This window comes from Pseudomonas syringae CC1557 (assembly GCF_000452705.1).
Lineage (GTDB): Bacteria > Pseudomonadota > Gammaproteobacteria > Pseudomonadales > Pseudomonadaceae > Aquipseudomonas > Aquipseudomonas syringae_F.
In genome coordinates this window covers 4179598-4198388 of record NZ_CP007014.1, presented here as the reverse complement: position 1 = coordinate 4198388, position 18791 = coordinate 4179598, and the positions used below count along the sequence as shown (strand labels likewise).

The window sequence follows — 18791 nt, the reverse complement described above, 5'->3', positions numbered from 1 at the left end:
ATGAGCATAGTCATCAAGCTCGGTCATTTGGCCGAGTTCCTTGGCGCCACATTGCGTGGCGACAAGGACAAGGACATCACCGGGCTGGCCTCCTTGCAAGAGGCCGGCCCTGGTCAGATAAGTTTCCTGGCACATCCTCAATACCGTAAATTCCTGGTTGATGCCCAAGCGGCTGCCTTGCTGCTCAAGCCGGCAGATGCCGACGGCTATGCCGGAGATGCGCTGCTGGTTCCGGATCCTTATCTGGCTTATGCGCGTATATCCCATTTGTTCGACCCCAAGCCTAAAAGCGCGGCGGGCGTGCACCCGACAGCAGTAATTGCCGAGGATGCCGAGGTTGATCCAGCCGCCAGCATTGGTGCTTTTGCCGTGGTCGAGAGCGGTGCGCGTATTGCTGCAGGTGTCACCATTGGTGCTCACTGCTTTATCGGCGCTCGCTGCGAGATTGGCGAGGGTGGCTGGCTGGCGCCGCGTGTGACGCTTTACCACGATGTTCGTATTGGTAAACGTGTGGTTATTCAGTCAGGTGCAGTACTGGGGGGCGAAGGTTTTGGTTTTGCCAACGAGAAAGGTGTCTGGCAGAAGATCGCACAGATCGGCGGCGTCACCCTGGGTGATGATGTCGAAATCGGCGTCAATACAGCGATTGACCGCGGTGCACTGGATGACACGCGTATAGGCAACGGTGTGAAGCTGGATAACCAGATTCAGATCGCCCACAACGTGCAGATTGGTGATCACACGGCGATGGCCGCCTGTGTCGGTATTTCCGGAAGCACAAAGATCGGCAAGCATTGCATGTTCGCAGGTGGTGTCGGTCTGGTCGGGCATATCGAGATTTGTGATGGCGTCTTCATCACCGGAATGACCATGGTTACGCACTCCATTACCGAGCCGGGTTCCTACTCTTCAGGTACGGCGATGCAGCCTGCTGCCGAATGGCGAAAGAGTGCAGCTCGTCTGCGCAAGATCGACGACATGGCGAGGCGTCTGCAAAAGCTCGAAAAGGTTGTAGAGACGGTGACCTCTTCGGTTAATCGCTCATCTGATGGCTGATACCTTTTTAATATCAAGTGTGCACAGTCGATAAACTGCCTCCTTGATGTAGAGGGGTGCTGCGCAGTCGCGACGCACTCCTAATCTTTACTACAGGCTTCCCCTCGAAATGATGGACATCAAAGAAATTCGCGAATACCTGCCTCATCGTTACCCGTTCCTGCTGGTGGACCGTGTGACCGAGCTGGATATCGAGAACAAGAACATTTGCGCCTACAAGAATGTCAGCGTCAACGAGCCTTTTTTCAACGGTCATTTCCCTGAGCATCCAATCATGCCGGGCGTGTTGATCATCGAAGCGATGGCACAGGCAGCCGGTATTCTTGCGTTCAAGATGCTCGACAGCAAGCCATCCGACGGTACTCTCTATTATTTCGTGGGTTCGGACAAACTGCGTTTCCGTCAGCCGGTTCTGCCGGGCGACAAGCTGGTCCTTGAAGCCCAGTTCCTGAGCAGCAAGCGCCAGATCTGGAAGTTCCTGTGCAAGGCGACCGTTGATGGCAAGGCTGTATGCTCCGCCGAAATCATCTGTGCGGAACGTAAACTATGAGTTTGATTGACTCTCGCGCAATCATCGATCCGACGGCCGTTCTGGCCGACAGCGTTGAGGTCGGCCCTTGGTCGATTATCGGAGCCGGTGTGGAAATTGGCGAGGGTACAGTCATCGGTCCTCACGTTGTCCTCAAGGGACCAACGAAGATCGGCAAGCATAACCGCATCTATCAGTTTTCATCGGTGGGCGAAGACACGCCTGATCTCAAGTACAAGGGCGAAGAGACCCGCCTGGTGATTGGTGATCACAATGTGATTCGCGAAGGCGTGACCATCCACCGTGGCACCATTCAGGACCGCGCTGAAACCACCCTGGGTGATCATAATCTGATCATGGCCTATGCGCATATTGGCCATGACAGTGTGATCGGCAATCACGTTATTCTGGTCAACAACACAGCGTTGGCTGGCCATGTTCACGTTGACGACTGGGCGATTCTGTCCGGTTTCACCCTTGTGCATCAGTTTTGCCATATCGGCGCGCACAGTTTTTCCGGAATGGGCACGGCCATCGGCAAAGACGTTCCTGCGTTTGTCACGGTGTTCGGCAACCCGGCCGAGGCGCGCAGCATGAACTTCGAAGGCATGCGTCGTCGCGGCTTCTCCGAGGAAGCCATTCACGCGCTGCGCAGAGCCTACAAAACCGTCTACCGCCAAGGGCTGACCATTGCCCAGGCGCTGACCGAACTGGCCGAACCTGCGGCACAGTTTCCTGAAGTCGCAGTGTTCGTCGAGTCCATTCAGACATCGACTCGCGGCATTATCCGCTAATCATGACCAGCCCATTACGCATTGCGCTGGTCGCTGGCGAGGCCTCTGGCGATATTCTCGGTTCCGGCCTGATGCGCGCCATCAAGACGCACCACCCCGATGTTCAGTTCATCGGCGTCGGTGGTCCGTTGATGGAGGCGGAGGGCATGCAGTCTTATTTCCCTATGGAACGCCTGTCGGTTATGGGGCTGGTGGAAGTGCTGGGTCGTCTACGTGAGCTTTTGGCCCGCCGCAAGTTGCTGGTCCAGACCCTGATCAAAGAGAAGCCGGACGCATTCATCGGTATCGATGCCCCTGATTTCACGCTCAATATCGAGTTGCAATTGCGTCGTGCCGGCATCAAGACCGTGCACTACGTCAGCCCGTCAGTCTGGGCCTGGCGCCAGAAGCGGGTCTTGAAGATTCGCGAAGGCTGCGACCTGATGCTGACCCTGCTGCCGTTCGAGGCGCGTTTCTACGAAGAGAAGGGCGTGCCGGTGCGGTTTGTCGGCCATCCGCTGGCCGATACCATTCCCCTCGAATCCGATCGGGCCGCTGCTCGGGCCCAACTGGGCTTTGCCGCGCAGGGCCCGGTTGTTGCGCTGATGCCAGGCAGCCGTGGCGGTGAAGTGGGTCGTCTTGGCGGTCTGTTCTTTGATGCTGCCGAGCGTTTGCTGGCCGAGCGGCCCACCGTGCGGTTCGTATTGCCGTGTGCCAACCCGCAGCGGCGTGTTCAGGTCGAAGAGCTGTTGCAGGGTCGCAACTTGCCCGTCACGTTGCTTGACGGTCAGTCACACATTGCACTGGCCGCCTGTGATGCGGTGCTTATCGCCTCCGGTACTGCCACGCTGGAAGCGCTGCTCTACAAGCGGCCGATGGTCGTCGCCTACCGCATGGCACCGCTGACATTCTGGATACTTAAACGGCTGGTCAAAAGCCCTTATGTGTCACTGCCAAATCTCCTTGCCCAGCGGCTGCTGGTGCCGGAGTTGCTTCAGGATGATGCCACCGCCGAGACACTGGCCCGGGCGCTGCTGCCGTTGATCGACGACGGGCATGCGCAGACCGCAGGGTTCGACGAGATTCATCGGGTCCTGCGGCGTGATGCCTCCAATCAGGCGGCTGATGCAGTACTGGGCCTGCTCGGCCAGTCACCCGCACTGTGAGTTCGCCTACCATGCAGACAGGTCTGGATTTCACCCTGGTTGAGGATCTGGTCGCAGGCGTTGATGAAGTCGGACGTGGCCCGCTGTGCGGTGCCGTGGTCACGGCTGCCGTCATTCTTGACCCGACCCGACCCATCCTCGGGCTGAATGACTCGAAAAAGCTGACCCAGGCTAAACGGGAAAAGCTGTTTGTCGAGATTCAGGAAAAAGCCCTGTGCTGGTTCATCGCCCGGGCCGAAGTCGAAGAAATTGATCAACTGAACATTTTGCACGCCACGATGCTGGCCATGAAGCGCGCAGTCGAAGGCCTGGTGATCACGCCAAGACTGGCCCTGATCGACGGCAACCGCTGCCCGCAATTGTCCGTGCCTTCTGCGCCGGTGGTGCAGGGTGATGCCAAAGTACCGGCCATCGCTGCGGCATCGATTCTGGCCAAGGTGAGCCGGGATCGGGAAATGGCCGAGCTTGAGCTGGTTTATCCGGGTTATGGCATCGGCGGGCACAAGGGTTATCCTACGCCGGTGCATCTGGAAGCGCTGGCCCGGCTGGGCCCTACGCCCATTCATCGGCGTTCTTTCGCGCCTGTGCGTGCCGCCCACGAAGCACGTGCCGGGATGATCATCGGCGAAGCGCTCTCGTCGTCGATCGGTTTGCTTCAGGACTGACGTTTCTGCCGGAGGCCGCTACAATCCCGCCCTTCGTTTGTATTTTCGCGTTATAGGATCACCATGCCGGCTTCTTTCGTTCATCTACGCCTGCACACCGAATATTCGCTGGTTGACGGTCTGGTCCGGGTCAAACCGTTGATCAAGGCGCTGACCGGCATGAACATGCCCGCCGTGGCGGTGACCGATCAGAACAACATGTGTTCGCTGGTCAAGTTCTACAAGGCCGCGCAGGGCTCGGGCATCAAGCCGATCTGTGGTGTCGATCTGTGGCTGGCGGGCCGGGACGAAGATGCCGCGCTCAGCCGCATAAGCCTGTTGGCGATGAACGCCCAGGGCTATCGCAATCTGACCGAGCTGATCTCGCGCGGCTTCATCGAAGGCCAGCGCAACGGTCAGATCGTCATCCAGCGCCAGTGGGTTGCGCAGGCCAGCGAAGGCGTGATTGCGCTTTCTGCGGCCAAGGAAGGCGAGATCGGCATGGCGCTGCTAGGCGGTAATCCCGGCGAGGCGGACGAACTGTTGCGCGAGTGGCTGGAAGTCTTTCCTGACCGCTTCTATATCGAAGTTCAGCGCACCAATCGCACCAATGACGAAGAGCATCTGCACGCCGCTGTAGCCCTTGCCCAGCGCCACGGTGCGCCGCTGGTGGCGACCAACGATGTGCGCTTCATCAAGCAGGCCGACTTCGAGGCCCATGAGACCCGTGTGTGCATCGGCGAAGGCCGTGCGCTGGACGACCCGCGTCGCTCGCACAACTACAGCGATCAGCAATACCTGAAAAGCCCGGAAGAAATGGCCGAGCTGTTCAGCGACCTGCCGGAAGCCCTCGAAAACACCGTCGAGATTGCCAAACGCTGCAACATCGACGTCAAGCTGGGCACTCACTTCCTGCCCAACTTCCCGATTCCCGATGGCATGACCATCGACGAGTATTTCCGCAAAGTCTCGTTCGACGGCCTTGAAGAGCGTCTTTCTGTCCTGTTGCCAAAGGACACGACCGAAGATTACGAGGCCAAACGTCAGGTCTACGTCGACCGGCTGAATTTCGAGCTGGATATCATTATCCAGATGGGCTTCCCCGGCTATTTCCTGATCGTGATGGACTTCATCCAGTGGGCCAAGAGCAACGGTGTGCCGGTGGGGCCGGGCCGTGGTTCGGGTGCCGGTTCACTGGTTGCCTATGTGCAGAAGATCACCGACCTTGATCCGCTGGAATACGACCTGCTGTTCGAACGCTTCCTGAACCCCGAGCGGGTTTCCATGCCCGACTTCGACGTCGACTTCTGCATGGACGGCCGCGATCGGGTCATCGAGTATGTGGCCGAGAAATACGGGCGCAACGCGGTCAGCCAGATCATTACCTTTGGTTCCATGGCTGCCAAGGCTGTGGTTCGCGACGTGGCGCGGGTGCAGGGCAAGTCCTACGGCCTGGCGGATCGTCTGTCGAAGATGATCCCGTTCGAAGTCGGCATGACCCTCGAAAAAGCCTACGAGCAGGAAGAAATCCTCCGTGACTTCCTCAAGGTCGACGAGGAAGCTGCGGAAATCTGGGAGATGGCGCTCAAGCTGGAAGGCATTGTGCGTAACGTCGGCAAGCACGCCGGTGGTGTGGTCATCGCCCCGACCAAGCTGACGGACTTCTCGCCGATCTATTGCGACGAGGCCGGTGACGGTCTGGTGACCCAGTTCGACAAGGACGATGTCGAGGCGGCCGGGCTGGTGAAGTTCGACTTCCTCGGCCTGCGTACCCTGACCATCATCGACTGGGCGCTCAAGACCATCAACCGCGAGCGCGCCAAGGTCGACGAAGAGCCGTTGGACATCGCGTTCATTCCGCTCGACGACATGCCGACCTATCAGCTGTTGCAGCGGGCCGAAACCACGGCGGTGTTCCAGCTTGAGTCGCGCGGCATGAAAGAGCTGATCAAAAAGCTCAAGCCCGACTGTCTGGAAGACTTGATCGCACTGGTGGCGCTGTTCCGTCCCGGCCCTCTGCAATCGGGCATGGTGGATGACTTCATCAACCGTAAGCACGGGCGCGCCGAGCTGTCCTACCCGCATGTCGATTACCAGTACGAAGGCCTGAAGCCGGTGCTGGCACCGACTTACGGCATCATTCTGTATCAGGAACAGGTGATGCAGATCGCCCAGGTCATGGCCGGTTACACCCTTGGCGGTGCGGACATGCTGCGTCGGGCGATGGGCAAGAAGAAGCCTGAGGAAATGGCCAAGCAGCGCGGCGGTTTCATCGACGGTTGCAAGACCAATAATATCGACCCGGACCTTGCCGGTAACATTTTCGACCTGGTGGAGAAATTCGCCGGTTACGGCTTCAACAAATCTCACTCGGCGGCTTATGGACTGGTGTCTTACCAGACCGCCTGGCTGAAGACGCACTATCCGGCGCCGTTCATGGCTGCCGTGCTGTCGGCGGACATGCACAACACCGACAAGGTCGTGACCTTGATCGAAGAAGTGCGCACCATGAAACTGCGCCTCGACGCGCCGGACGTGAACATCTCCGAGTTCAAGTTCACGGTCAGCGACGACGGCCGCATTCTTTACGGTCTTGGTGCGATCAAGGGCGTGGGCGAGGGGCCCGTCGAGGCCATCACCGACGCGCGCCAGAGTGGGCCGTTCAAGGACCTGTTCGATTTCTGTGCCCGGGTCGACCTCAAGCGAGTCAACAAGCGAACCCTGGACGGTCTGATTCGCAGTGGTGCGCTGGATCGTCTCGGTCCGTACTTCGAACTGGAACCCAAGGCGTATCAGGCCAATATCGACCGTAACCGTTCGGTATTGCTCGCGGCGCTGGAAGAGGCCATTCAGGCTGCCGAGCAGACGGCGCGCAGTCGCGACAGTGGTCACTCGGACCTGTTCGGCGGCCTGTTCGTCGAAGCGGATGCCGACGTTTATGCCAATCATCGCAAGACCCGTGAGCTGAGCCTCAAGGATCGCCTGCGTGGCGAGAAGGAAACCCTGGGGCTGTACCTGACCGGGCACCCGATTGACGAGTACGAAGGCGAAATCCGCCGCTTTGCCCGTCAGCGGATCATTGACCTCAAACCGGCCAGAGACACGCAGACGGTGGCCGGCCTGATCATCGCCCTGCGCGTGATGAAGAACAAGAAGGGCGACAAGATGGGGTTCATTACCCTGGACGACCGCTCGGCACGTATCGAAGCATCGCTGTTTGCCGAGGCGTTTCATTCGGCCCAGTCGTTGCTGCAGACCGATGCTATGGTTGTGGTCGAAGGTGAAGTGAGCAACGATGACTTCTCCGGCGGGCTGCGACTGCGCGCCAAACGTGTCATGAGTATCGAGGATGCGCGTACCAATCTGGCCGAAAGCCTGCGTGTGACGGTGCATGCCGACGCACTCAAGGGTGACCGGCTGCGCTGGCTGGGTGATCTGTGCAAGCGCCATCGCGGTGCCTGCCCGATCACGGTGGACTACACGGGGCAGGACGCCAGAGCATTGCTGCAATTGGGAGAAGCCTGGCGTATTGATCCTGCAGACAGCTTGATTCAAGCTCTGCGTGACCAGTTCGGGCGTGAGAACGTCTTTCTCCAGTATCGTTGAATGCCGCAGGCCCGACCTGCGCTCGACGCTGAATTTAATTTCGACCTGACCGCGCCTGTTCCGAACAGGAAAGGCGCAGACGGATCAACCGGCCGGCCTCTTGGCCGTTTACCCAAGACGGATGCCTATGAACCCGAATTTTCTTGATTTCGAACAGCCTATCGCTGACTTGCAGGCCAAAATCGAAGAGCTGCGCCTGGTGGGCAATGACAACTCGCTGAACATCGGCGACGAGATATCCCGGTTGCAGGACAAGAGCAAGACGCTCACCGAAAGTATCTTCGGTAACCTGACCAGCTGGCAGATCGCGCGCATGGCGCGTCATCCGCGCCGTCCGTACACACTGGATTACATCGAAAACATTTTTACCGAGTTCGACGAGTTGCATGGCGATCGGCACTTCTCCGATGACGCTGCGATTGTTGGCGGCATCGCTCGTCTGGACAATCAGCCGGTCATGATCATCGGTCATCAGAAAGGCCGTGAAGTCCGCGAGAAGGTTCGTCGCAACTTCGGCATGCCGCGTCCCGAAGGCTACCGCAAGGCCTGCCGTCTGATGGAGATGGCCGAGCGTTTCAAGATGCCGATCCTGACCTTCATCGACACGCCGGGTGCCTATCCGGGCATCGACGCCGAAGAGCGCAACCAGAGCGAAGCAATCGCCTGGAACCTGCGTGTGATGGCGCGTCTGAAAACCCCGATCATCGCCACAGTCATTGGCGAAGGCGGTTCTGGTGGTGCGCTGGCGATTGGCGTCTGCGACCAATTGAACATGCTGCAGTATTCGACCTATGCGGTGATCTCTCCGGAAGGCTGTGCGTCGATTCTGTGGAAGACCGCCGAGAAGGCACCGGATGCTGCCGAAGCCATGGGTATCACGGCTGATCGCCTGAAAGGCCTGGGTATCGTCGACAAGGTTATCGCAGAGCCATTGGGCGGCGCGCACCGTGATCCGGTGGCGGCAGCAGGTCTGATCCGTGAAGAGCTGAGCAGCCAGTTGGCCATGCTCAAGGAGTTCGACAATGACGCGCTGCTGGCGCGCCGTTATGAGCGACTGATGAGCTACGGCCTGTAAGCTGCCTCGCCCCGATTGTTTCCACGCCTTGCGGGCTTCTGCCCGAAGGGCGTGGGAGCGTACCGCGCGACGCTTCGTTTGTTCGCGAAAGGGCTTGCTTAAGCACTGAAGCTGTCAGTGTGCGAACAGGCAAAGCCCGATGAGAAACACCAATGACCACCCCCACACGCAGCGGTCATGACCTTCCGACCAGGCTTCTTCAGGCCCTTGCTCCCTGGCGCGATGCGTCAACCTGGCATGTCGGTTTTTCCGGCGGCCTCGACTCCACCGTCCTCCTGCATCTTCTGGCTGAGCTCGCCAGCCGCGAATCCCTGCCTTCGCTCAACGCCATTCATGTGCATCACGGTCTGCAGCCCGCTGCCGATGCCTGGCCAGAGCATTGTCAGCGAGTCTGTCAGGCGCTGGATGTGACATTCGAGCTTGTGCGTGTCCAGGTCGAGCCCGGTGCGAGCATTGAGCAGGCTGCGCGACGGGTGCGCTATGCCGCGTTCGCTGACCGGCTGAGTGATGGGAATGTGCTGTTGACCGGTCAGCATCGCGATGATCAGGCCGAAACCCTTCTGTTTCGCCTGTTGCGTGGTGCGGGTGTGCGCGGTCTGGCCGCCATGCCCGTTCAGCGCATGCTGGGTCGTGGCCATCTTGTGCGCCCGCTACTGGATGTGTCGCGAAGCGAGCTGGAAGGCTATGCGCATCAGCATGGCCTGAGTTGGATCGAAGATCCCAGCAATAGCGATCAACACTTCTCGCGCAATTTTCTACGCAGCCAAGTGCTTCCTCTACTGACCTCCAGATGGCCGCAGGCAAGTGCCAGTCTGGCGCGCACGGCGGGTCATCTCGGCGAGGCGCAGCAGTTGCTCGACGAGCTGGCGATGCAGGACATTGCCAATGCTCAGGCTGCGACGGCGTTTGCCTGGCTCGGCCTGCCGGTGTTGAGCCTCGGACCAATTGCCGGACTGTCCGCAGCACGGCAACGCAACGCGTTGCGTTACTGGCTCACGCCGTTGACCCGCTTGCCGGATACCGATCACTGGGTGGGTTGGGAAACGCTGCGCGATGCAGCGCCTGATGCTTCGCCGTTGTGGCGGCTTGCCGATGGTGCGCTGCATCGCGGGCAGAACTGCATCTGGTGGCTCCCGGCAGGTTGGGAGCAGGTCTGTTCGGGGCCGACGCAGTGGCACAATCCACATGCACCACTGGGCCTTCCCGGGAATGGTCAGTTGCTGCTGGAGGGTGGCGCGCCAGATGGCCCGTTGCAGGTTCGCTATCGTCACGGGGGGGAGGTGATGCGCATCGACGGACGTGGCCGTCGTGATCTCAAACGGCTGCTCAATGAGCAGGCAGTACCCGGGTTTCTGCGCGGCAGATTGCCGCTGCTCTACCGCGAGGACGAGCTGCTGGCCGTCGCCAACCTGCCCGGACTGGACGCTTTGCCCAATGAACGCTGGCGTTTGCGCTGGGTTGCACCGACCGGCGACCAAAGTTTGAGCTGAAAGGCCCTTTCAGGTAGACTACGCTCCCTTCTTGATACAGCTTATGTTGGTTCTTTTGAAACAACGCAAGTTGCCGGTTACCAACCAGTGTTTGCTGGGTAATTCTTAAATATGTAGCGCATACCACACTGGCTTCGGCCGGTCGGTTTCAACGCAGCAGTTTCAGGAGTACGCCGTGAGTTTTGTCGGTAATCGGGGGCTTCGGCCTTCCTTCGCTTTCCCCGGCGGCTCTGACCGCTTTAACGCAGACTTCTAGGGTTTTTCATGACGCGCTACATCTTCGTCACGGGCGGTGTTGTTTCTTCATTGGGGAAAGGCATTGCCTCGGCTTCACTGGCGGCCATCCTGGAGGCGCGGGGACTCAAGGTCACCATGCTGAAACTGGATCCCTATATCAACGTTGACCCAGGTACCATGAGCCCGTTCCAGCACGGTGAGGTGTTCGTCACCCACGACGGCGCTGAAACCGACCTCGACCTCGGTCACTACGAGCGGTTCATTCGCACCACCATGACCCAGAACAACAACTTCACCACCGGGCGTGTGTACGAACACGTCCTGCGCAAAGAGCGCCGTGGTGATTATCTGGGTGCGACCATTCAGGTCATTCCGCACATCACCGACGAGATCAAGCGCCGCATCATCAAAGGTGCAGGCGATGCCGACGTGGCACTGGTCGAAATCGGCGGTACGGTCGGTGACATTGAGTCGCAACCGTTCCTCGAGGCCATCCGCCAGTTGCGCTTTGAAGTCGGCGCACGCCGCGCGATGCTGATGCACCTGACGCTGGTCCCGTACATCGCCACTGCCGGCGAGACCAAGACCAAGCCGACGCAGCATTCGGTGAAGGAATTGCGCTCCATCGGTCTGCAGCCTGATGTTCTGGTATGCCGCTCGGATCATCCGATCGACATTTCCTCACGTCGCAAGATTGCTCAGTTCACCAACGTCGAAGAGCGTGCGGTCATCGCCCTCGAAGACGCGGACACCATCTACAAGATCCCGGGCATCCTGCATTCGCAAGGCCTGGATGATTTTGTGGTCGAGCGCTTCGGTCTGCAATGTGGTGGGGCAGACCTGTCCGAGTGGGACAAGGTGGTCGACGCCAAGCTCAACCCGGAACACGAAGTCACCATCGCGATGGTCGGCAAGTACATGGAACTGCTCGACGCCTACAAGTCGTTGATCGAAGCCATGAGCCACGCCGGTATCACCAACCGCACCAAGGTGAACCTGCGTTACATCGATTCCGAAGACATCGAAAACCAGGGCACCGGCCTGCTGGAAGGCGTCGATGCGATTCTGGTCCCTGGCGGCTTTGGTCTGCGTGGCGTTGAAGGCAAGATCACTGCGGTGCAGTTTGCCCGCGAAAACAAGGTTCCGTATCTGGGTATCTGCCTGGGTATGCAAGTGGCAGTCATCGAGTTTGCACGTAACGTGCTGGGCTGGAAAGATGCCAACTCCACCGAATTCGATCGTACCAGCGCGCATGCTGTGGTCGGTCTGATTACCGAGTGGGAAGATGCCACTGGCGCAGTCGAAACCCGTACCGAGAGCTCCGATCTGGGCGGCACCATGCGTCTGGGCGCGCAGGAATGCCAGCTTGAAGCTGGCTCGCTGGTCCACGACTGCTACTCCAGGGACGTGATCGTCGAGCGTCATCGCCATCGCTACGAAGTGAACAACAACCTGTTGCCGCAACTGATCGAGGCTGGCCTGAAGATTTCCGGTCGCTCCGGTGACGGTGCGCTGGTCGAAGTGGTCGAAGCGCCGGATCATCCGTGGTTCGTGGCTTGCCAGTTCCACCCGGAATTTACTTCCACGCCACGTGACGGGCATCCGCTGTTCAGCGGTTTCGTCAGAGCGGCATTGGCTCAACATCAGAAAAATTCCTGACAGGGACTTCAGACATGGCTCAGAAAATCATCCGCGTAGGTTCGATCGAGATCGCCAACGACAAGCCAATGGTGCTGTTCGGCGGCATGAACGTACTCGAATCCCGGGATATGGCCATGCAGGTCTGTGAAGAGTACGTAAAGGTGACCGAAAAGCTCGGTATCCCTTACGTATTCAAGGCCAGCTTCGACAAGGCCAACCGCTCTTCGGTGAACTCCTACCGTGGGCCGGGCCTTGAAGAAGGCATGCGTATTTTCGAAGAGATCAAACGCACCTTCAATGTGCCGCTGATCACTGACGTACACGAGCCTCATCAGGCTGCGGTCGTGGCTGAAGTCTGCGACATCATTCAGTTGCCGGCTTTTCTATCGCGGCAGACCGATCTGGTGGTTGCCATGGCCAGGACCGGGGCTATCATCAACATCAAGAAAGCCCAGTTTCTCGCCCCTCAGGAAATGAAACACATCCTGACCAAGTGTGAAGAGGCGGGTAACGATCAACTGATTCTCTGCGAGCGTGGTTCAAGCTTCGGCTATAACAATCTGGTTGTGGACATGCTCGGCTTCGGCATCATGAAGCAGTTCGAATACCCGATCCTGTTCGACGTGACCCACGCCCTGCAAATGCCGGGTGGTCGTTCGGATTCTGCCGGTGGTCGTCGTGCCCAGGTTCTCGATCTGGCCAAGGCCGGGATCAGCCAGAATCTGGCGGGCCTGTTTCTCGAAGCCCATCCGGACCCTGACAACGCCAAGTGTGATGGTCCTTGCGCCTTGCGTCTGGACAAACTGGAGCCATTCCTGACCCAGCTCAAGTCACTGGATGAACTTGTCAAAAGTTTTCCGATCGTAGAGACCGCTTGAGCAGGGTTCTCCGGTAAAGTGCCGTTCCCCGTCATTCGTGACGGGGTTGTCGCATTCAGGGCTGTCGGGTTTTTGCGCCTGAGTGTGAACATCGTTTTTCCTGCTGCGTCGTTTTCGTCAATCCTGGAGTGTTTACAACAATGGCAAAAATCGTTGACATCAAAGGTCGTGAAGTTCTTGACTCCCGTGGCAACCCAACCGTTGAAGCAGATGTGCTCCTCGATAACGGCATTATCGGCAGCGCCTGCGCGCCGTCTGGCGCCTCAACCGGCTCGCGCGAAGCGCTGGAGCTGCGTGATGGTGACAAGAGCCGTTACATGGGCAAGGGCGTTCTGAAGGCTGTTGCCAACATCAACGGCCCGATCCGTGACCTGCTGCTGGGCAAGGATCCGGTTGATCAGACGGCGCTGGACCACGCGATGATCGCGCTGGACGCCACCGAGAACAAGGCAAGCCTTGGCGCAAACGCGATCCTCGCCGTGTCTCTGGCTGCTGCCAAGGCCGCTGCCCAGGATCAGGACCTGCCGCTGTACGCGCACATCGCCAACCTGAATGGCACGCCGGGCGTCTACTCGATGCCGGTGCCGATGATGAACATCATCAACGGTGGCGAGCACGCGGATAACAACATCGACATCCAGGAATTCATGATTCAGCCTGTCGGCGCCAAGAGCTTCGCTGAAGGCCTGCGCTGGGGCACCGAGATTTTCCATCACCTCAAGGCTGTACTCAAAGCACGCGGCCTGAACACCGCGGTGGGTGATGAAGGTGGTTTCGCCCCTAACCTGGCGTCCAACGAAGAGGCGCTCAGCGCGATCGCGGAAGCTGTTTCCAATGCCGGTTATACACTGGGCACCGATGTGACCCTGGCACTGGACTGCGCGGCGAGCGAGTTCTACAAGAACGGCAAGTACACGCTCAGTGAAGAAGGCGAGTACGACTCTGCCCAGTTTGCCGAGTACCTTGCCGAGTTGACTCGCAATCACCCGATCATCTCCATTGAAGACGGTCTGGACGAGTCTGATTGGGATGGCTGGAAAATCCTCACTGACAAGATTGGCGAGAAAATCCAGCTGGTAGGTGACGATCTGTTCGTGACCAACACCAAGATCCTGAAAGAAGGCATCGACAAGAAGATCGCCAACTCGATCCTGATCAAGTTCAACCAGATCGGTACGCTGACTGAAACGCTGGAAGCCATTCAGATGGCCAAGGCGGCCGGTTACACAGCTATCATCTCTCACCGTTCCGGTGAGACCGAAGATTCGACCATTGCCGACCTGGCTGTGGGGACCGCTGCCGGTCAGATCAAAACCGGTTCGCTGTGCCGCTCCGACCGCGTCTCCAAGTACAACCAGTTGCTGCGAATCGAAGAGCAATTGGGTGCCAAGGCTGTGTATCGTGGTCGTGGTGAGTTTCGCGGCTGAGCCATAGATGGTAAAAGACGCAGAGCGTTGCGCAGATCCGAGCCTCGCGGCCGTTCTTCGCAGCGTCAATGCTGACGCTCCGCGGTAATCTGGAGTGATTGAGCCTGGCTTATGTCAGGCTCAATGCCCTCAGTGATGTGTGCTTTATGCTGGCTCTGCAGTCCTTTTTACTGGGTACCTGATATTTCAATGCGCAGTCCTAACTGGTTGTTCCTCATCCTGCTTCTGATGCTGGGTGGCTTGCAATACCGCCTGTGGGTCGGTAACGGCAGCCTCGCGCAGGTGGCCAGCCTGACTCAGCAGATTGCCGACCAGCACGCTGAGAACGAGGTGCTGCTGGAGCGTAACCGTGTGCTGGACGCCGAGGTTCTGGAACTTAAAAAAGGTCTGGAAACTGTCGAAGAGCGCGCCCGGCATGAGCTGGGCATGGTCAAGGACGGCGAAACGCTTTACCAGCTCGCGCAATAATAAGTGGGTGCGATGAAAGACTTTCTTCCTGCCTTCTGGGCAGTGATTCCTGCGGCGGGCATCGGTGCTCGCATGGCAGCCGACCGTCCCAAGCAGTACCTGCAACTGGGCGGCCTGACAATTCTCGAACACAGCCTGCTTTGCTTTCTCGATCACCCCCGGCTCAAGGGGCTGGTGATCAGCCTGGCTGTGGACGACCCTTACTGGGCAGACTTGCCGTGTGCGCATGATTCACGCATTCAGCGCGTGGATGGCGGCAGCGAGCGTTCCGGTTCAGTGCTCAACGCGCTGCTGCATTTGCACGCGCAGGGCGCAAGCGACAACGATTGGGTGCTGGTACATGACGCGGCACGTCCGAACCTGGCGCGCAGTGACCTGGATAATCTGCTTGGCGAGCTTGCTGACGACCCGGTCGGCGGGCTGCTGGCAGTACCGGCACGCGATACACTCAAGCGTGCCGACAGCAGCGGTCGGGTGCTTGATACAGTGGACCGAAGCCTGATCTGGCAAGCGTTTACGCCTCAGATGTTCCGCCTGGGCGCCTTGCATCGCGCGCTGGCGGACAGTCTGGTCTCGAACGTCAGTATCACTGACGAGGCGTCGGCCATCGAGTGGGCAGGGCAGTCGCCCCGGCTGATCGAGGGGCGCTCCGATAACATCAAGGTCACTCGCCCCGAGGACCTGGAATGGCTGCGTCAGCGGCGCAGCGATTTCGGCCGTTAAGCCCTCCGCTACTGGCGATACTCCTCGCGCATCGCCAGCTCTTCTTTCAGGTAATCCACCAGCTTGCGCACTTTGGGTGACAGGTGCCTTTGTTGCGGGTAAAGCGCCCAGACTGCGGTGTTGGGTGGCTGATGCGCTTCCAGGAGCGATACCAGTGTGCCGTCCTTGAGGTGTTTCTGTACGTAATAATCCGGCAACTGACACAAGCCGACGCCATGCAGTGCGGCGTCCAGTACCGCTTGCCCGCTGTTGCAGCGCCAGTTGCCTTGCACCCGCTGAGAAAACTCACGGCCGTTCTGTTGCAAGAGCCAGGTATCACTGCCCCCGATCAGGCAGTTATGGCGACTCAGCTCCGAAAGACTGTGCGGTCGGCCGTACCGCTGAATGTAAGAGGGTGCTGCGCACAGGTACATTTGCCGTGGTGCGAGGCGTGTCGCGACCAGTCGAGAATCCTGTAGCCGCCCCAGCCGAATCGCCAGATCCATGCCTTCATGCACCAGATCGAGCGTGTCATTGCTCAGCTCGATGTCGACACGCAAATGCGGATACAGACCCATGAAACGCGTTACAAGCGGCGTGATGAAACGCTCGCCGTAAGCCACCGCACAGGTCATGCGCAGCAATCCTTTCGGCTCACTGGCCAGATCCCCCACCGCACGCAGTGCTTCCTCCCTGCCGTCCTGCAAACGTTGGCAATGATGCAGAAAGGTCTGGCCTGCTTCGGTAAGTGCGACCTTGCGCGTACTGCGATACAGAAGGCGGGTTTGCAGGCGTTCTTCGAGGCGCACGATCTGGCGGCTGACGTGCGAAGACGACACGCCTAGCCGTTGGGCGGCCGCCGTGAACTGGCCGCATTCGGCAACGGCGACAAATTCGTCCAGCCCTTCCCAGCGGTTGGTATACATCGATTATCCCTGTACAGCATTAATGTTTTGCTTTTGACCGCATTACTCATCAATTTGCACTGTACTACACTGTAAACCTTGTTTTTACTCGTCGGAGAATATTGATGATCAAGTCACGTGCCGCAGTGGCATTTGAAGCAAAAAAGCCATTGGAAATCGTCGAAGTCGACGTCGCCATGCCCAAGGCTGGAGAAGTGCTGCTCAAGGTGGTGGCATCCGGCGTTTGCCACACCGATGCCTACACGCTGTCCGGCGCTGACCCTGAAGGCATCTTTCCGTCGATTCTCGGCCACGAAGGCGGCGCGATCGTCGAAGCGGTTGGCGAGGGTGTGACCTCTGTCGTGGTCGGCGATCACGTGATTCCGCTGTACACCCCGGAATGCCGTCAGTGCAAATTCTGCCGCTCGGGCAAGACCAACCTGTGCCAGGCGATTCGTTCGACCCAAGGCAAAGGCCTGATGCCGGACGGCACCACACGCTTCTCCTACAAAGGCGAGCCGATCTTCCATTACATGGGCACTTCGACTTTCTCTGAATACACCGTGTTGCCAGAGATTTCCGTAGCCAAGATCGACAAAAAAGCGCCGCTGGAGAAAGTCTGCCTGCTCGGTTGCGGCGTCACCACCGGCATCGGTGCGGTACTCAATACGGCCAAGGTCAAGCCGGGCGACACCGTGGCCGTCTTCGGCCTGGGTGGTATCGGCCTGTCGGCAGTGATTGGCGCGGTAAAAGCCAAGGCGGAACGCATCATCGCCATCGACATCAACCCGGCCAAGTTCGAGATTGCCAAACAGCTGGGTGCAACCGACTGCGTCAACCCGAAGGATTTTGATCGTCCGATTCAGGAAGTCATCGTTGACATGACGGATGGCGGCGTCGACTTCTCCTTTGAATGCATCGGTAACGTGCAATTGATGCGCTCGGCACTTGAATCCTGCCATAAGGGCTGGGGCGAGTCGGTGATCATTGGTGTCGCCGGTGCCGGTCAGGAAATATCCACCCGTCCATTCCAGCTGGTCACCGGGCGCGTCTGGCGCGGTTCGGCATTTGGTGGCGTGCGTGGCCGCACCGAACTGCCAAGCTACGTCGACATGGCGCAGACCGGCGAAATTCCGCTGGATACGTTCATCACTCATACCATGGGTCTGGAAGACATCAATAAGGCGTTCGACTTGATGCACGAAGGCAAAAGCATTCGTACCGTCATTCACTTTTGAGGAGCAGCGGCAAGCTTTTAGCTTCAGCGGCGCGCGAGTTTGCGCCCGCTTGAAGCTTGAGGCTTACCGCTGGAGGAAACGACATGCCTTTGGAAAATATTTCCTGTCAGAAAAGCTTCGGTGGCTGGCACAAGCGTTACAAGCACCACTCGTCCGTACTGGGCTGCGACATGGTGTTCGCCGTCTATCTGCCGCCGCAGGCTGAGCAGGGCGGCAAGCTGCCAGTGCTGTACTGGTTGTCGGGCTTGACCTGCACTGATGAAAACTTCATGCAGAAAGCGGCGGCGCATCGGCTCGCAGCCGAGCTGGGCATCATTATCGTGGCGCCCGACACCAGCCCGCGTGGCGCCGATGTCGCCGATGACCCGGACGGTGCCTGGGATTTCGGTCAGGGCGCAGGCTTTTACCTGAATGCCACCGAAGCGCCTTACGCTCGGCATTATCAGATGCATGATTATGTGGTCAAAGAGCTGCCTGCCCTGATCGAAACGCATTTTCCGGCGTCACAAGCGCGCAGTATCAGTGGCCACTCGATGGGCGGTCATGGTGCGCTGGTCTGCGCGTTGCGCAATCCCGGACGCTACAAGTCGGTGTCAGCGTTTTCGCCAATCAGTAATCCGATCGATTGCCCGTGGGGCCAGAAAGCCTTTTCCCGCTACCTGGGCGAGGATCGCTCGCGATGGCGTGAATGGGATGCCAGTGTGCTGATGTCTGAAGCAGCAGAGAAGCTGCCGACCCTGGTTGATCAAGGCGATCGTGACGATTTTCTGGTCAATCAGCTCAAGCCGGAGGCATTGGTTCAAGCCGCCAAAACTGTGCACTATCCGCTGACCCTGCGCATGCAGCCAGGCTATGACCACAGCTACTTCTTCATTGCCAGTTTTATAGAAGACCATTTACGGCATCATGCGCACGCCTTGAACAGCTAAGCGGCGCCAAAGCAGGTAGAATCACGC

Annotated in this window: 16 protein-coding genes; 15 read left to right on the top strand and 1 reads right to left on the bottom strand. The window is 58.8% G+C overall.

Going from position 1 to position 18791, the window contains the following annotated elements; genetic code table 11:
* The 13 genes from lpxD (at position 1) to ispD (ending at position 15713) form a co-directional block, all read left to right on the top strand.
* On the top strand, positions 1-1056 hold the full coding sequence (gene lpxD, locus N018_RS18510) for a UDP-3-O-(3-hydroxymyristoyl)glucosamine N-acyltransferase (protein ID WP_024644393.1): 1056 nt from the start codon (positions 1-3) through the stop codon (positions 1054-1056).
* A gap of 109 nt (positions 1057-1165) precedes the next feature.
* On the top strand, positions 1166-1606 hold the full coding sequence (gene fabZ / locus N018_RS18505) for a 3-hydroxyacyl-ACP dehydratase FabZ (protein ID WP_024644394.1): 441 nt from the start codon (positions 1166-1168) through the stop codon (positions 1604-1606).
* Positions 1603-2379: an acyl-ACP--UDP-N-acetylglucosamine O-acyltransferase gene (lpxA, locus tag N018_RS18500; protein WP_024644395.1), complete on the top strand. Its 777-nt coding sequence runs from the start codon at positions 1603-1605 to the stop codon at positions 2377-2379. Before fabZ ends, lpxA begins: the two co-directional genes overlap by 4 nt.
* Before the next feature lie 2 nt (positions 2380-2381).
* Entirely contained in the window at positions 2382-3524 is a 1143-nt protein-coding gene (lpxB, locus tag N018_RS18495; RefSeq protein WP_025390429.1) for a lipid-A-disaccharide synthase, read from the top strand.
* A gap of 11 nt (positions 3525-3535) precedes the next feature.
* Entirely contained in the window at positions 3536-4189 is a 654-nt protein-coding gene (gene rnhB, locus N018_RS18490; protein WP_024644397.1) for a ribonuclease HII, read from the top strand.
* Between the two features lie 63 nt (positions 4190-4252).
* Positions 4253-7774, top strand: coding sequence for a DNA polymerase III subunit alpha (dnaE, locus tag N018_RS18485; RefSeq protein WP_024644398.1), 3522 nt, complete (start codon positions 4253-4255; stop codon positions 7772-7774).
* Between the two features lie 127 nt (positions 7775-7901).
* On the top strand, positions 7902-8849 hold the full coding sequence (gene accA / locus N018_RS18480) for an acetyl-CoA carboxylase carboxyl transferase subunit alpha (protein WP_024644399.1): 948 nt from the start codon (positions 7902-7904) through the stop codon (positions 8847-8849).
* A 152-nt stretch (positions 8850-9001) separates the two neighbouring features.
* Entirely contained in the window at positions 9002-10339 is a 1338-nt protein-coding gene (tilS, locus tag N018_RS18475; protein ID WP_025390428.1) for a tRNA lysidine(34) synthetase TilS, read from the top strand.
* A gap of 264 nt (positions 10340-10603) precedes the next feature.
* Positions 10604-12235, top strand: a complete 1632-nt coding sequence (locus N018_RS18470; RefSeq protein ID WP_024644401.1) for a CTP synthase — start codon at positions 10604-10606, stop codon at positions 12233-12235.
* A gap of 14 nt (positions 12236-12249) precedes the next feature.
* Entirely contained in the window at positions 12250-13095 is an 846-nt protein-coding gene (gene kdsA / locus N018_RS18465; protein ID WP_024644402.1) for a 3-deoxy-8-phosphooctulonate synthase, read from the top strand.
* A 140-nt stretch (positions 13096-13235) separates the two neighbouring features.
* On the top strand, positions 13236-14522 hold the full coding sequence (eno, locus tag N018_RS18460) for a phosphopyruvate hydratase (protein ID WP_025390427.1): 1287 nt from the start codon (positions 13236-13238) through the stop codon (positions 14520-14522).
* Positions 14523-14711: 189 nt separating this feature from the next.
* A complete protein-coding gene (gene ftsB / locus N018_RS18455; protein WP_007250165.1) occupies positions 14712-14990 on the top strand; it encodes a cell division protein FtsB in 279 nt (92 codons plus the stop codon).
* A 12-nt stretch (positions 14991-15002) separates the two neighbouring features.
* A complete protein-coding gene (ispD, locus tag N018_RS18450; protein WP_024644404.1) occupies positions 15003-15713 on the top strand; it encodes a 2-C-methyl-D-erythritol 4-phosphate cytidylyltransferase in 711 nt (236 codons plus the stop codon).
* 8 nt (positions 15714-15721) lie between these two features.
* Here ispD and N018_RS18445 read toward each other — a convergent pair whose 3' ends face one another.
* Positions 15722-16618 carry a LysR family transcriptional regulator gene (locus N018_RS18445; protein ID WP_025390426.1) on the bottom strand — a complete coding sequence of 299 codons (897 nt, stop codon included), beginning with the start codon at positions 16616-16618 and terminating at the stop codon, positions 15722-15724.
* 104 nt (positions 16619-16722) lie between these two features.
* Here N018_RS18445 and N018_RS18440 point away from each other — a divergent pair, with 104 nt between their 5' ends.
* Positions 16723-17835 carry an S-(hydroxymethyl)glutathione dehydrogenase/class III alcohol dehydrogenase gene (locus N018_RS18440; RefSeq protein ID WP_025390425.1) on the top strand — a complete coding sequence of 371 codons (1113 nt, stop codon included), beginning with the start codon at positions 16723-16725 and terminating at the stop codon, positions 17833-17835.
* Between the two features lie 83 nt (positions 17836-17918).
* Positions 17919-18764 carry an S-formylglutathione hydrolase gene (gene fghA, locus N018_RS18435; RefSeq protein ID WP_025390424.1) on the top strand — a complete coding sequence of 282 codons (846 nt, stop codon included), beginning with the start codon at positions 17919-17921 and terminating at the stop codon, positions 18762-18764.
* Positions 18765-18791: the final 27 nt, after the last annotated feature.

Excerpts from the sequence above, each read along its gene's own strand:
- N018_RS18445 (WP_025390426.1), bottom strand. The coding sequence starts at position 16,618 with ATGTATACCAACCGCTGGGAAGGGCTGGACGAATTTGTCGCCGTTGCC.
- ispD (WP_024644404.1), top strand. The coding sequence starts at position 15,003 with ATGAAAGACTTTCTTCCTGCCTTCTGGGCAGTGATTCCTGCGGCGGGC.
- lpxA (WP_024644395.1), top strand. The coding sequence starts at position 1,603 with ATGAGTTTGATTGACTCTCGCGCAATCATCGATCCGACGGCCGTTCTG.
- eno (WP_025390427.1), top strand. The coding sequence starts at position 13,236 with ATGGCAAAAATCGTTGACATCAAAGGTCGTGAAGTTCTTGACTCCCGT.
- fabZ (WP_024644394.1), top strand. The coding sequence starts at position 1,166 with ATGATGGACATCAAAGAAATTCGCGAATACCTGCCTCATCGTTACCCG.
- ftsB (WP_007250165.1), top strand. The coding sequence starts at position 14,712 with ATGCGCAGTCCTAACTGGTTGTTCCTCATCCTGCTTCTGATGCTGGGT.
- rnhB (WP_024644397.1), top strand. The coding sequence starts at position 3,536 with ATGCAGACAGGTCTGGATTTCACCCTGGTTGAGGATCTGGTCGCAGGC.
- lpxD (WP_024644393.1), top strand. The coding sequence starts at position 1 with ATGAGCATAGTCATCAAGCTCGGTCATTTGGCCGAGTTCCTTGGCGCC.
- N018_RS18440 (WP_025390425.1), top strand. The coding sequence starts at position 16,723 with ATGATCAAGTCACGTGCCGCAGTGGCATTTGAAGCAAAAAAGCCATTG.
- N018_RS18470 (WP_024644401.1), top strand. The coding sequence starts at position 10,604 with ATGACGCGCTACATCTTCGTCACGGGCGGTGTTGTTTCTTCATTGGGG.
- accA (WP_024644399.1), top strand. The coding sequence starts at position 7,902 with ATGAACCCGAATTTTCTTGATTTCGAACAGCCTATCGCTGACTTGCAG.
- fghA (WP_025390424.1), top strand. The coding sequence starts at position 17,919 with ATGCCTTTGGAAAATATTTCCTGTCAGAAAAGCTTCGGTGGCTGGCAC.
- lpxB (WP_025390429.1), top strand. The coding sequence starts at position 2,382 with ATGACCAGCCCATTACGCATTGCGCTGGTCGCTGGCGAGGCCTCTGGC.
- dnaE (WP_024644398.1), top strand. The coding sequence starts at position 4,253 with ATGCCGGCTTCTTTCGTTCATCTACGCCTGCACACCGAATATTCGCTG.
- tilS (WP_025390428.1), top strand. The coding sequence starts at position 9,002 with ATGACCACCCCCACACGCAGCGGTCATGACCTTCCGACCAGGCTTCTT.
- kdsA (WP_024644402.1), top strand. The coding sequence starts at position 12,250 with ATGGCTCAGAAAATCATCCGCGTAGGTTCGATCGAGATCGCCAACGAC.